This is a genomic window from Haliscomenobacter sp., assembly GCF_033763495.1.
Classification (GTDB): Bacteria; Bacteroidota; Bacteroidia; order Chitinophagales; family Saprospiraceae; genus Haliscomenobacter.
Genome location: NZ_JANRKL010000036.1, coordinates 1 through 13,295 on the forward strand (window position 1 = coordinate 1; position 13,295 = coordinate 13,295).

The window sequence follows — 13,295 nt, forward strand, 5'->3', positions numbered from 1 at the left end:
TTCGGCTGCCTCCAAAATATCCATCACCTCTTGTTCGCTGATCTCAAAAATAGTTGCGATCAAGGCGGGTTCCAGGTGCAAAGTTTGGTAGAGGTTGAGGATAGCGGCGCGGGTGTGCTGGCGTTGTTCTTCGGCGCGTTGACGTTGTTCTTCCGCCTGTTGGCGCTGTTCTTCCGCTAGTTGGCGATACACTTCCGTTTCGGCTTGAACTTCAGCAATCAGGTCTTTGACCATGGCATTCTCTCGCAAATCTATGGTAATGGGCATACTATCGGAAATTTGTTTGACATATCCGTCCAATTTACGCAATTGGGACAAGAGTGTCAACTGGGTGATGAATTTTCTTAGGGAAACCTCGTCTTTGCATACTTCTTTTAATCGATACAGAATGATTCTGGCTACCCGTTCGGGGTCGTGTTTGGGGTAGTGGGCAAAGATAGCCAGAATAATTTCTTCTGGTATCTTTGATTTGATTAGCTCCTCAAAAGGGATTTGATTGAGGGCAATCAGTTTATAACCGCTGAATTGTAGGTTTTCGGGTAATTCGGTCGGGACTTTGGTTCGGGACTTACCCAAATACACCACAAAGTGTCGGATAGGGAGTTTGTATTTTGCAAGTAAAAAGCCATGGTACTCGGCCACCCGGTAGACCATTGCCCGAGGCATTCTGGTTTGAAATTCAATGTGAACGATCGATTCATCCCCATTTTTTTCCAGAACCCGCATCAAAAAATCGATCTTCCGACTGATCGTGGAATTGAGTTCTTCTGGTAAGGGTTCACTTTTTATCGGATCGATGCCTTCTTGCCGGAAGACCAGGGGAACTACGAGTTCTCGGAAGTTTTCTTTGAGAATTTTGTCGTAGGTGTTTCCCTTTTTTGGGGCTTTTTTCGACGGCTTTGGGCTTTTGTTTTTCTGTTGACGTTTGGCCATACGAACAAGGGTTTAAGGTTCGTGATAGCCAAATTTAGTTATTTTTTGTGTTTTTATAAAATTAAATACAAGAAAAGTTTTTTCTACGCCAACTTGGAGTAGGGACGAATTTTTTCGAGTGACGAAAGCTCATGCCACTGCGAAATCACTCATTTGCCGATAAAAGGGCGCTCGAAAACCGAGTACGATTTGGTTTTTGGGGATACCCCGCTCTACCAGTCGCTGGGCTACGGATAGGTCAGTGCCATCGTGTTGAATCCATACTTTACCATCGGATTTGATCTGGATGTGCAAGAAGCAACCGTAACGTCTTTGGTTTTCTTCCCAATAGTTGCTGTAGAGCAGGTATTGGTTGTGTTGCTCATCGACGATTGTCTCAGTCAGTCCAGACGGGGTTAGGCTGGCTACTTCTTGAAGATAGTCCAGCACTATGGTTTTATATTGATTTATTGAATCCATTTTACCAAATCGTGAACAAGATCTTTTGCTGGCATCGTTTAAATTTCGCTGCTGTATTAAGCTTTTGTGAGCCGTGAAGCAAGAGGGAATGACGAATTTTTCGAATGACGAGTGACGAATGACGAATGACGAATTTTCGCGTTGAGTCCGGGGATTTTAGGGGAGGAAAAAAGGGCAGGCCAAAGCGACCACAATAGCAGCGCGGGTGACGCGGATGGGGCGGATCAAGGCGGATTTGCTCACGCCTACGGCGCGATTAGAATAAGATGAGCCACAAAGGCAGAAAGCCAGGAAGAAAACATTTTTGATTTTCACCGGATAAAGGTCCCCTACTTTTTTGACGGGCCCCCAAGCCATTACAAAAACCTGGCCAGCTCAAAATCCTCCTGCTTCGACCATGGGAACTTCCCCTCGGCCCCCAACTTCCGGGCCAGGTACTCCTGCTCCGGTTGCCCTGGCGTAGGCACCAGGCAGGCGGGCCGTTCCGTAAGCGCCAAATCCATGAGGGTGCTATAGCCCGAGCGGCAAACGATGAGCCCGGACTGCGCAAAAAGCAGCGACAAACTTGCGGCATCCAAATGGGGGGCTATGCTCAGGTTGCCCTCTTGGTGTTGAAAAAAAGGCACTTCCGGTTTGCCCTGCAAGAGGAAAAAAGGCACTTGTGGGAAAGCCCGCACCTGCTCCCGGATCTGTGCCTCCCAAATGCTGCGCTGTGGCTCAGGGCCAGACAGGATGAAGGCAATGCGGTATTGAATCGGCGCCTCCATTTTATGCAGGCGGGACAATGGGCCCAGGTAACGGGTTTTTACCCCTCGCAAGGGCGGATGGCTCAAATCCCCGGCCAGGCCAGGGTAGTTTTCCCAGTCTGGGATCCAGGATTCCTGAAAGTAGGTCCGAATCCAGAACGCATTGATCAATTGTACCGTTCGCCCCCCAAACCAATGCCTGGCCGGCAAGTGAATTTGATGCGAAACAAAGGCGTTAAAAATGCCCGGGATGTAGCAGCCAAAACGTTGGTCGGAGATGACCCGGTCAAAATGGAAGGCCTGGTGCAAGGCTTGTACCACCCGGTATTCGCGCATAATGGCCAGGAAAATTTTGGGCATCTGGCGCAGCATGGGCCAGTACAGGTTGCTTTTGGGATAAGTGATGGCATAATCCGGCAGCTCGTGACAGGGCAAATCCGGGAAGTTTTGCCGCAAAAACGCCAGGGCCCGGCCATTGGAGGCCAAATGCACTTCATGCCCCATGGCAAGCTCCTGTTCGATCAAAGGCACACTGCGCGTAGCGTGGCCAAGCCCCCAGTCCAGAGGCGTAACGAGGGTTTTTATTGCTGACATCAAACTATTGAATTATTGCACTGCAATATCTCGATTTTTTCGCAAGGCTTTGCGGGGAGGAATGTATCAAAATATCTTATTTTTTCGTTATCTTCATGGCTATATCCTACGCTGAATGCACTTTCCCTCCTAATCCAATAACGTTTTCCGCACGGGGTATACATCCATTTGTATGCGTTGTAAATCTTTTAACTATGCAGCAGTTATTTACCTTGTTATTCTTGTATTCCCTTTTTTGCAGCAGCGATCTTTTGGCCCAAAGTACGGTTACGGTCAAAAACTGCAACCGAATCAACAGCGCGGCGCTGGAATTTTCGCCCGCCTTTTATGGCAACGGGATGGTTTTTGTTTCCTCCCGCAAACGCACAGGGGAAGTAGACAAGGTCACGGGGGAAACCTATTTTGAGCTCTATTACGCCGATTTTGATGAAGAGGGCATGCCCGTTCAAGCGGCGCCTTTTTCGGCCGAAATCAATTCAGACCGCCACGAAGGCCAGGTGAGTTTTACCAAAAGCTCCGATAAAATGTTCTTCAGCCGCAACAACATCAGCAAGGGGGTACCCCAGGCGGGCAAGGACGACACCGTGCGCATGCGTGTATACGAGGCTTTTAAAGGGCCTTACGATTGGGAAAGGGTGCGCCCTCTGCCTTTCAACAATGTCAATTATTCCTGTATGCACCCTTCCCTGAATTACGATGGGACCCGTTTGTTTTTTGCCTCAAACATGCCGGGTGGTTATGGCAAAATGGACATTTATTTTGTAGACTGGGATGGAACCAAATGGTCGGACCCCATCAATCTTGGGCCGGAAGTGAATACCTCCGGCAATGAGGTTTTTCCCTACATCCACGACAATGGCGCCTTGTTTTTTTCATCCACCGGCTTGCGGGGGCTGGGCGGGCTCGATGTGTACATGATCGACCTCAGTGGCAGTGAATGGGGCAAGGTGATCAATTTGGGGCAACCATTCAACTCCAAAGCCGACGACTTTGGTTTGATCCTGGACAAAGAAAGTACCCGGGGATTTTTCTCTTCCAACCGCAATGGGGGCGCTGGCAAAGACGATATTTACGTGTTTGAAGCGCCCAATGGCCTGCAAGGGCTCAAACCCGTCATTCAGGCTACCTTGCGCATTACCGCCATTGATGAGGACAACAACGCCACCATGCCCAACGTGAACATCCGCGTTTTTGAGCGGGCCACTGACGGGCTGATCAAGGACGGCAATACCTACGCGGCTACCCTGGTACCCGCCAACGATCAATCTCAAGACCTGATCATGCGCCTCAACCGCAAAAACGACGAGGAACTGGGCAACCCTACCGCGGTAACCGGGCGCGATGGCTCCTCAACGATCAATCTGGCCGTCAATCGCGAGTATGTTTTGTTGATTTCCAAAACCGGATTCAAAACCCAGGAACTTCCCTTTATCCCGAAAGCCCAAAACCTGAAAAACACCCTGGAAGTACGGATGGCCCACATCAATTGTATCCCTTTGCGCGGGATTGCCCTGACCGACAAATACGAAAAGCCCATTCCGAATGCCAAAATCCGGGTCATCAGCAATTGTAATGGGCAGGAAGTGCTGCTCACTTCCAACCTCGATGGCACTTTTGACCATTGCCTGGACCTGGGTTGTACCTACACCATCCTGGCCGAGAAATACGGATTTAAAGCCACCCAGACCCAACTTTCTACTGAAAATATACGGGGTAGCCGCTCCTTTTCCATCAACATGCACCTGGTACCCACCAACGAGGAGGTGATGCGCAAACCCCTGGCAGAAGGTACCATCATCGTAATGGAAAACATCTACTACGACTTCAACAAAGCCGCCATCCGGACCAGCGATGCCCGCGACCTGGAGGCCCTGACCCGCCTGATGCTCAAGTACCCGACCATGGAGGTTGAATTGGGTGCCCATACCGACTCCCGGGGCACTGCCGAATACAACCTGCAATTGTCTCAGCGCCGGGCCGAAGCGGCCAAGGAGTTTTTGGTGCGCAAAGGGGTAGCGGCCAATCGCATCCGGACCACTGGTTTTGGCGAAACCCAAATCCGCAACCATTGTAAGGATGGGGTAGAATGTGTGGAAAAAGAACACCAGTTCAACCGCCGGACGGAAGTGAAGGTGTTAAAAATAAACGAAACTGCACAGTACGAGCTGAAACCGGGCGGGAATTGAGATTTTACTATCTTAGAGGCGACAAAACATGAGGACATACAAATCATGCATACTAAAGCCATTATTCCGGTAGCAGGCGCGGGCACTCGTTTGCGGCCATTGACGTATACTCAACCCAAGCCCTTGATTCCGGTAGCGGGCAAACCCATCATTTCCTTCATCATCGATCAATTGATCGACATTGGGGTGCGCGACTTTATTTTTGTGATTGGTTATTTAGGGGAAAAAATCAAAAATTATGTCGAACAGGCTTACCCGGATATAGAAAAGGAATTTGTCAACCAGGAATTGCGCCTGGGTTCTGCACACGCCATCTGGACCGCCCGGGAATCGATCCGGGATGCCGACGATGTTTTCATCTTTTTTGGAGATACCATCATTGACCTCGATTTTCAACTGGTGCTCCAGGATCCTTACTCCAGCCTGGGGGTGAAAAAAGTCAATGATCCACGCGAGTACGGCGTGGTCGAGTACGGCGATGATGGCTTCCTCAGCAAAGTGATTGAAAAACCCCGCATCCCCAAATCCAATATGGCAATGGTGGGTTTTTACCACCTCAAGGAAGTCCCTTCTTTCATCGATGCACTGGAGTTCAACATCAGCAACAACATCCGGACCGATGGGGAGTTCCCCCTCACCGATGCCTTGATGCGCATGATTGAAACCGGTACCCGCTTCAGCACCATCGAGGTGGACAACTGGTTCAACTGCGGCAAAAAAGATGTTTTGCTCGAAACCAATGCCATCATGTTGCGGCGCAAGGGCTATGCCTCCGCCAATTTGCCCGAATTTGACAACTCCATCATCATTCACCCGGTCAGCATTGGCGAAAATTGCCAAATCGTAAACTCTATCATTGGTCCACATGTTACCATCGGCAACAATGTTCGCATCAACAATGCCGTTGTGCGCGACTCCATCATTGGCAACTATGCCGCCATCCAGGAAATTATCCTCCAAAATTCGGTGGTGGGCAACGATGCTTCGATTACGGGCCTAAGGCAAAGTTTGAACATTGGGGACAATACGGAAATAGATTTTAGTTGAGGACTTGAGGAGTTGAGTGACCCGGCGCTTCGGCTCCGCTCAGCGGCCGGGTCATTCAACTTCTCAACTCCTCAACTCTTTTGCATGAGAATCACTTTCGATCGCCTCGTCCTCGTCCTCATCATTGCAGTGGCGGGAATTTACATTGGCAAGTATTTTTACCAAAAGCCCCAATTTGTCAATGGGCAAAAAGCGCTGGATTTTAAGGCGCAAACCATCAGCAATCAAAATTTTCAACTTGCTGACCTAAAGGGCAACTACGTTTTGCTCGATTTTTGGGGGTCCTGGTGCGGCCCTTGCCGAATGGAGAACCCTCAGTGGGTAGCACTGAACAATCGCTATGCGGGGCAAAAATTGCCCAACGCGCAGGGCTTCCACATCGTCAGTATCGCCATTGAACGGAATGCGGAAAGTTGGAAAAGGGCCATTGCATACGATGGGCTCAATTGGCCGCTGCACATTTTGGATCAAACCAGCAGCATGAAATTTTTCAATTCACCCATTGCTTCCTTGTACAAGGTGCGAACCTTACCCAGCAACTACCTGGTCAACCCCCAGGGCATCATCATCGGGGTAAACCTGGACCCTGTGGAAGTGGAGAAACGAATCCAGCAGTAATTTTTGTCATGACATGCTGTCAAAAACTGACAAGCTGACCTTTCTGTTCTCAGTTTTTCTGACATGGCAAGATAATTGATGAGGGTTCCGAAAAACAATTGTACTGCAATGGATCCGAATAAAGAAGTGGAAATCAACGAAGAAACTTTAGAAACACCAGTGGAAAACGACAACAACCTCAATGCCGAAGGGCAAGAAGAAAAGCCCTCTGCTGGAGACTCCTCTGCGGAAGAGCAATTGGCACGTTTGCAAAGGGATTATGCTGATTTGCAGGATAAATACATCCGTCAGGCTGCCGAATTTGACAACTTCAAGCGCCGTACCCTCAAAGAACGGCTGGAATTGATGCGGACTGCGGCTCAGGATACCATTCAGGCCTTGCTGCCTGCGCTCGACGATTTTGATCGGGTCAAAACCGCCAGTGAATTGCCCAACAGCACCGAACCCTTTAGTGAAGGGGTCAAGTTGGTCTACCATAAATTGTACAACATTCTCGCTGCCCAGGGCCTGGAACCCATGGAATCCAATGGCCACGATTTTGATACCGAAATCCACGAAGCCATTACCGAAATTCCCGCACCCACCGAAGAAATGAAAGGTAAAGTGATCGATACCTTGGAGAAAGGATACAAACTCAAGGACAAAATCATCCGCTACGCGAAAGTAGTAGTAGGTAAATAAAAAAGTATGGCTAAGCGCGATTTTTACGAAGTGCTTGGGGTGCCTAAAAATGCCGACGAGGGGGCTTTACGCAAGGCTTACCGCCAAATGGCGATGAAGTACCACCCAGACAAAAACCCCGGGGACAAAGAAGCCGAAGAAAAATTCAAGGAAGCTGCGGAGGCTTACGAAGTGCTCAATGATGCCGACAAACGGGCTCGGTACGATCGTTATGGTCACGCAGGTGTTGATCCCAACATGGGTGGCGGCGGCGGCTACGGTCCGGGTGGGATGAGCATGGACGATATTTTCAACCAATTTGGCGACATCTTCGGCGACGATTCACCTTTTGGTTCTTTTTTTGGGAACACCGGAGGGCGTTCGGGTGGCGGCCAAAGGGGCGGCCAGCGCGGGGGTAACCTGCGCATCAAGGTATCCCTGACCCTGGAAGAAATCGCCAATGGGGTGACCAAAAAAATCAAGGTCCGCAAACAAACTACCTGCGACGAATGCCGTGGATCAGGGGCCAAAGACTCCTCTTCGGTAAAATCCTGTACTACCTGTAACGGTGCCGGATACGTACGCCAGGTGCGCAATACCTTTTTGGGACAAATGGCGACGACCACCCCTTGCCCCACTTGTGGCGGCCGTGGACAGGTGGTAACCAGCCATTGTGCCAAATGCCGCGGTGCCGGAACCGTGGAAGGGGAAGAAACCCTGGATATCGACATCCCGGCAGGCGTGGAAGAGGGCATGCAACTGCAAATGCGGAACAAAGGCAACGCTGGCCCGAATGGAGGCCCTGCTGGCGACTTGCTGATTACCATAGAGGAAAAGCCGCATGAACACTTGCAGCGGGATGGACAAAACGTGATTTACGAGTTGTTCATCAATTTTGCCGACGCCAGTCTGGGCACTTCTGAAGAGGTCCCTACCCTGGATGGAAAGGTAAAAATCAAAATTCCGGCGGGTACTCCGGCAGGCAAAATTTTCCGCCTGAAAGACAAAGGCCTGCCTTCGGTACAAGGTTACCGGGGTGAGCGCGGCGACCAGTTGATTTACGTCAATGTTTGGACCCCGAAAAAACTGAACGACGAGGAACGCCGCTTGTTGGAAAGAATGCGGGAATTGCCCAACTTCAAACCACAACCCGGCAAGTCTGACCGCAGCTTTTTTGAAAAAATGCGGGACTTTTTCAAATAAGGAATAGACTTGATCGTTGCTGCAAATGACGAATAATTCGAGTGACGAATGACGAAAACGGTCACAGCGCGAAGCCGAAGTGTCGTTTTCGTCATTCGTCACTCGAATTATTCGTCATTTGAATTAATACACCGCTATGAAATATGTTTTTGTTCTCTGCTTTGCCCTCGCCTTCCTGCTTAGCGCTTGCGGCCCCAACTACGTCTACAAGGACCAAACGACCTTCGAAAACGATACCTGGACTTATCAGGCCATTCAGCAGCACCAGGTTGAAATCAAAGATACCTCCCACCTCTACAACCTGATCATCGGGGTCAAACACAGCCCGGAATACGCCTTCCAAAACTTGTACGTCAAAATCAAGACCGTTTTCCCCAATCAAGAAAAACGTGAACAAGTCGTCTCGCTCAATCTGGCCGATGGCAGCGGCGCCTGGTACGGCAAATGCAGCGGCAAGACTTGCAGACTCGAAATTCCCATCCAACAAAATGCCATTTTTGAACAGGCTGGCACCTACCAGTTCAGCATCGAGCAGTACATGCGGACAGAGAAGGTGGAAGGAGTGAAAGGTTTGAGTTTTAAAGTGGAAAAGACGGCCTCTAAGGTGCAGAAATAGAACCTTGAAGCAACGTGCATGATCTACTTAGGTGCCTCTTAAGTGCCTAAAGTATCTTAGGTGGTAAAAAATAAAACCTACCACGGCCGCCGCTCATACACCACGGCCTTATCCCGTATCTTCTTAATTTCCCGATAACGGTACAAAAACGCCTTCGCCGCAGGTTCATCCGGCAATTCAGGCTGAAACACCACAAAACGGGGATTGATCCTTTGGATTTTGGCCAACTCTTGACTTAGGTGAATCTGCAAGACCGCCCGGTGCCGTTTTTCCCAAATCAAGGAGCGGTGCACATACGGCGTAGGACTTTCCTGGCCCAGTAAGTGATAAACAATCTGATGGTAATTGCCCAGGTAAATCCGGTCATCTGGCAACAAAAGTGGTCGCAGGTAATTTGCGGTTTCCCGGGCGTGATCAGGCTTGTCGAGGTAGTCTTTTTTTTGCAAAAACAAGTTGACCAAAAACAACAAACTCAGTACAATCGCACCATTGCGCAGCCGAAACAAGGGCGCAATCCAACGCGGTTTGGGCAGATCACGCGCATAAAAAGTACCTGCCAGCCAGGCCACTGGCAACATCATTTGGATAAAATAATGCCCAAAAGGTTTCCCCTGTACGTTGATGGCCACCAAAACGCAAAGCGCCCAAATACAAGCTAAAACCCAAGGCTTGGTGCGCCAATACAGGCCCCAGCAAAAAGCCAGGGTGATGGGTAAAAAGCGCAGCAAAAAATCCAGCAAAAACAAAGCCCGATTCCCTACACTGAGCTCAGCCGGATAGGCCCCACCCACGCCAAAAGTATAGTGTAAAAACACCTTTTCCAATCCCCAACTGTGGTATGTCCAATACACCAACAGAGGTACGACCAAAAAAGCGCTGATCATCAACCCACCTTGGAGCAATAAACGCATAAGTGGAGCTTTAGCCTGCCAAAAGATCCAGATCAGCATCAGCCCCATGGCCAGGGCGTCAAATGCCACAGTGTATTTGATCATAAAACCTGCACCCAGGCACAATCCCGTGCCCAAAGCGCCCCAAATCCGTTGAGGAAAGGCCAAAATCAGCCAAAGCGCCAGGGTATTGAACAGGGTATAGTACAATTCTGTATTCGGCGATACCCCATAAAAAGTAAACAAGGAACACATGAAGATGTACATCATTCCACTGGCCCGGGCGGCATTTTCGTCGGCTTGCCAGGCTTTGGCCGCGCGGTACAAAAAATAGCCAGTGCCCGCTACCCAAACTGCAGTAAACAAACGCAACAAAAAGATCGACCCTCCTCCAATTTTTAACAAAGCTGCATAAATCAGAAAAATCCCTACAGGTTTGATGTCAATCACCTCCACCCAATAAGTCTGCCCACGCAATAAGGCATCTGCGATGACGATGTAAGTGGATTCATCGTGATTGATGACGGATGGGAAAAAGGAAAAAATGCGCAGCAAAAAAGCCGTTCCCAAAAAAATGAGGAAGGGGGATTTGAACATGAGTTGAAGGTTGAGGCGATTTGATTATCAGATAATCAAAGTAAAGCTTAGTGATTTTTCATAAGGCTCTTTCGAGTTACGAATGACGAATACATGAGTAGCGAGTTTTGAAGTGGGCTACCGCAGCGTCTTAGACCAAGCCTGTTTCAAAGTCACTGCGGCAGCCCACTTCAAAACTCGCTACTCACGTATTCGTCACTCGTAACTCAAAAAAAATCATCAAATGGTTGATCATCAATTTCATTGATCTTTTCAACCTTATTTAGCTATATCTTCACAATTTTCTGGTACCCATAAGCACCTCCTGCCACAATCCGAACAAAATAGGTACCCATAGGTAAAGCCTCCAAGTTAAGGTTTTTGCTTTGAAAATTGGCTTGTGGCAAGACATGCCGTTGCAACAAACGCCCGGCAGGGTCCAACACCTCCAGTTTGCCCGCATCGGGTAAGGTGCCGACTTCGATCAACACAGTGCCATCCACTACTGGGTTCGGGCTTATTTTTATCGCTATTTTTTGCTGCGTGGGGGTATCCACCGGGGTACTGATGCGCTGGGCCTCTTCTACCGCAGCCAGCACATTGATCCGCCCGTAACCATACACTGGATTGGGGCTCCGATCACTGCGCAGCCCGGAACAGTTCATGGTGTCGGTGAGGGATACCGCAGTTTTTTCCAACAAGGTTTCAATCGTTTCAACCTGTCCGGCCAAGGCAGGATTGGCCGAAATGATCAGTGCCACCGCCCCGGCCACGTGAGGGCCCGCCATACTGGTACCGCTGAATGAAGCAAAACCACCGCCAGGCACCGCAGAACGTACTGCCTGGCCCGGTGCGGATACATTGGGCTTGAGCACCAGCGTGTCTTGCCACCTGGCTGGGCCACGCGAACTAAACCGGGCGATTACATCACTAATGTTGGTGGCACCAATGGAAAAAGATTGTGGGAAAAATGCCGGTGCATCATCCACAGAGCCACAGCCCTGGCTACCGGAATTACCCGCCGAAACCACCACCACTACTCCGGCTGCCCGCAGGTTGATGATGGCTCTTTCCATGAGTTTCCAATTGTTGGGGCCACAACCTTCAATATCGGGGCAACCCCAGGAGTTGTTGATCACATGGGGCGCCAGTTTGGGGTTGGGGTTCTGGTTTTTCAAATCGGTGGGTGCCAAAAACCACTGGAAACAATCCAGGTAAGAAGCTGGACTTCCCCAACCCCGGTCCATGTTGCGGCACCCAATCCAGCGTGCACCGGGTGCTACCCCAATTTGGTTGCCAGCTCCATCGTCCCCTACCATGGTGCCCATGGTGTGGGTGCCATGGTTGTCGTCGTCACAAGGAAATTTGGAATTGAGTCCGCAGGGATTGAGGGTATCGTTGTTCAGCGGATTGTATTTGCTGATGCCATCGTGCCAGTTGTAATTGTGGTTGGGGCTGGCTTCTACATTTCCCCGGTATTTTTTGACCAGCGCAGGGTGCTCCCAGTCGCAGCCTGTATCCTGGCCCGCAATCACGACCCCTTGTCCGGTGATTCCCTTGGCCCACACTGCGGCAGCCCCGATTTTTTCAATGCCCCATTCCACACTGGAGCGCAAACTGGCCATTTCCGTTTCCATTCGCGGTGGCGACAGGTAGGTGTGAGGGTTGCTGATGATGGCTTGTACTGCGGGATGAGCCGCCAGTAGGGTGGCTGAAGCCTGATCCAAATTCGGAATAAAGATGGCATTTACAATCCACAGTGGGCTGGCGCTGAGCTTGGCGTCGGTCAAAATTTTCCACAAGGGCGCCTGGCTGCGTTCAGCTGTTGCTTTTAGTTTTTGAAAAACGTATGCTCCCTTGGCTTCTTTGCTTGAGAGCTGTTGGGCAAAGCTCAAATCAACTTGTTCAGCAAGCATGACAATGGCTTCCACATGCCCCCGGGTATGCAGCATTTCCTGGACCTCTCGCTCTATTTTTTGTGCCTGAGCGGTAGAAAAACAACCCAGGGCAATTCCAAACAGGTAAAATGCGTTAATAATGATGTGTTTCATCGGATTATGGTTATGGCCTTTTTAGAGCCCTTGAAACAAATGCACTAACATATTTGACAATCAACAAAATAAAATGCGTTAAATCTTTTGCAATTCTCAGAAAAGAGCTATTTTACATGCAAATGACAAAATAGCCTCACTTTACTCCATTTCCAGCTATTGAGATACAATATTCCCATTGGTGCATATCAACAGAGAGCAACAAGATCTACGTACTCAATCATTTTCACAGCATGGAACCTTCCATTCAGATGTACAACGCTTTTTCGGGGGTCAACCCACAGGAAAATAGCGCACTTCTTAGCTTTTTTCGGGCACATACACCCGATACCGAATACCGCGCCATTCAAGAGGCATTGGATTATGCCCTCAAAAATAAACCATCTTTCGGAGGATTTGTACTCACCTATACGATCAACAATCGAATAGTTGCTGGTGTAGTCGTCAATAAGACAGGAATGGAGGGGTTTAAATCCGAAAATCTTTTGGTATTGGCAGCGCTACACGAAGATTTTAAGGCCCAAACCACCTTACTGGAAGACCTGATCAACAAAGCAGTGGATTATGCGGATGGGGATATTGCCATTTATGCCAAACCCAATCACCCTGCGCTGATGATGGCCAAACGGATGGGCTTTAAAGAGCAGTACGTAGAACTCAAATTTCAAAAAGCAGCTCAAATAGCCAAAGTAAGAGTTTAAGCAATTTTCATTTTT

The 13,295-nt window shown here is 49.4% G+C and carries 12 protein-coding genes; 7 read left to right on the forward strand and 5 right to left on the reverse strand.

Annotation, left to right across the window (positions count from 1 at the left end; translation table 11 throughout):
* The 3 genes from SFV55_RS04405 to SFV55_RS04415 form a co-directional block, all read right to left on the reverse strand.
* Positions 1-933, reverse strand: a 933-nt coding sequence (locus tag SFV55_RS04405) for a hypothetical protein (RefSeq protein ID WP_320028252.1), incomplete at its 3' end; no start/stop codon positions are given.
* A 129-nt stretch (positions 934-1,062) separates the two neighbouring features.
* Positions 1,063-1,392 (reverse strand): XisI protein, encoded by a 330-nt coding sequence (locus SFV55_RS04410; protein WP_320028253.1) that lies wholly within the window; start codon positions 1,390-1,392, stop codon positions 1,063-1,065.
* A 356-nt stretch (positions 1,393-1,748) separates the two neighbouring features.
* A complete protein-coding gene (locus SFV55_RS04415; protein WP_320028254.1) occupies positions 1,749-2,732 on the reverse strand; it encodes a glycosyltransferase in 984 nt (327 codons plus the stop codon).
* A gap of 194 nt (positions 2,733-2,926) precedes the next feature.
* Between SFV55_RS04415 and SFV55_RS04420 the strand changes: the two genes are divergently transcribed.
* From SFV55_RS04420 to SFV55_RS04445, 6 genes are all read left to right on the forward strand, one after another.
* A complete protein-coding gene (locus SFV55_RS04420; RefSeq protein WP_320028255.1) occupies positions 2,927-4,918 on the forward strand; it encodes an OmpA family protein in 1,992 nt (663 codons plus the stop codon).
* A 45-nt stretch (positions 4,919-4,963) separates the two neighbouring features.
* Complete coding sequence (locus SFV55_RS04425) at positions 4,964-5,965, forward strand: sugar phosphate nucleotidyltransferase (protein ID WP_320028256.1); 1,002 nt, start codon at positions 4,964-4,966, stop codon at positions 5,963-5,965.
* A gap of 84 nt (positions 5,966-6,049) precedes the next feature.
* Positions 6,050-6,583, forward strand: a complete 534-nt coding sequence (locus SFV55_RS04430) for a TlpA disulfide reductase family protein (protein ID WP_320028257.1) — start codon at positions 6,050-6,052, stop codon at positions 6,581-6,583.
* Positions 6,584-6,691: 108 nt separating this feature from the next.
* Complete coding sequence (locus SFV55_RS04435; RefSeq protein ID WP_320028258.1) at positions 6,692-7,264, forward strand: nucleotide exchange factor GrpE; 573 nt, start codon at positions 6,692-6,694, stop codon at positions 7,262-7,264.
* Between the two features lie 6 nt (positions 7,265-7,270).
* Positions 7,271-8,446 carry a molecular chaperone DnaJ gene (gene dnaJ / locus SFV55_RS04440; protein WP_320028259.1) on the forward strand — a complete coding sequence of 392 codons (1,176 nt, stop codon included), beginning with the start codon at positions 7,271-7,273 and terminating at the stop codon, positions 8,444-8,446.
* A 136-nt stretch (positions 8,447-8,582) separates the two neighbouring features.
* Positions 8,583-9,062 (forward strand): gliding motility lipoprotein GldH, encoded by a 480-nt coding sequence (locus SFV55_RS04445; protein WP_320028260.1) that lies wholly within the window; start codon positions 8,583-8,585, stop codon positions 9,060-9,062.
* A 77-nt stretch (positions 9,063-9,139) separates the two neighbouring features.
* Here the strand turns inward: SFV55_RS04445 and SFV55_RS04450 are convergent, their stop codons facing one another.
* Positions 9,140-10,549, reverse strand: coding sequence for an ArnT family glycosyltransferase (locus tag SFV55_RS04450; RefSeq protein ID WP_320028261.1), 1,410 nt, complete (start codon positions 10,547-10,549; stop codon positions 9,140-9,142).
* A gap of 266 nt (positions 10,550-10,815) precedes the next feature.
* Positions 10,816-12,579, reverse strand: a complete 1,764-nt coding sequence (locus SFV55_RS04455; RefSeq protein WP_320028262.1) for a S8 family serine peptidase — start codon at positions 12,577-12,579, stop codon at positions 10,816-10,818.
* A gap of 233 nt (positions 12,580-12,812) precedes the next feature.
* Here SFV55_RS04455 and SFV55_RS04460 point away from each other — a divergent pair, with 233 nt between their 5' ends.
* On the forward strand, positions 12,813-13,280 hold the full coding sequence (locus SFV55_RS04460; protein ID WP_320028263.1) for a hypothetical protein: 468 nt from the start codon (positions 12,813-12,815) through the stop codon (positions 13,278-13,280).
* Positions 13,281-13,295 lie beyond the last annotated feature (15 nt).

Bases quoted from the DNA above. Each gene is read 5' to 3' on its own strand.
- dnaJ (WP_320028259.1), top strand. From the start codon at position 7,271: ATGGCTAAGCGCGATTTTTACGAAGTGCTTGGGGTGCCTAAAAATGCC.
- SFV55_RS04415 (WP_320028254.1), bottom strand. From the start codon at position 2,732: ATGTCAGCAATAAAAACCCTCGTTACGCCTCTGGACTGGGGGCTTGGC.
- SFV55_RS04455 (WP_320028262.1), bottom strand. From the start codon at position 12,579: ATGAAACACATCATTATTAACGCATTTTACCTGTTTGGAATTGCCCTG.
- SFV55_RS04445 (WP_320028260.1), top strand. From the start codon at position 8,583: ATGAAATATGTTTTTGTTCTCTGCTTTGCCCTCGCCTTCCTGCTTAGC.
- SFV55_RS04450 (WP_320028261.1), bottom strand. From the start codon at position 10,549: ATGTTCAAATCCCCCTTCCTCATTTTTTTGGGAACGGCTTTTTTGCTG.
- SFV55_RS04430 (WP_320028257.1), top strand. From the start codon at position 6,050: ATGAGAATCACTTTCGATCGCCTCGTCCTCGTCCTCATCATTGCAGTG.
- SFV55_RS04425 (WP_320028256.1), top strand. From the start codon at position 4,964: ATGCATACTAAAGCCATTATTCCGGTAGCAGGCGCGGGCACTCGTTTG.
- SFV55_RS04460 (WP_320028263.1), top strand. From the start codon at position 12,813: ATGGAACCTTCCATTCAGATGTACAACGCTTTTTCGGGGGTCAACCCA.
- SFV55_RS04420 (WP_320028255.1), top strand. From the start codon at position 2,927: ATGCAGCAGTTATTTACCTTGTTATTCTTGTATTCCCTTTTTTGCAGC.
- SFV55_RS04410 (WP_320028253.1), bottom strand. From the start codon at position 1,392: ATGGATTCAATAAATCAATATAAAACCATAGTGCTGGACTATCTTCAA.
- SFV55_RS04435 (WP_320028258.1), top strand. From the start codon at position 6,692: ATGGATCCGAATAAAGAAGTGGAAATCAACGAAGAAACTTTAGAAACA.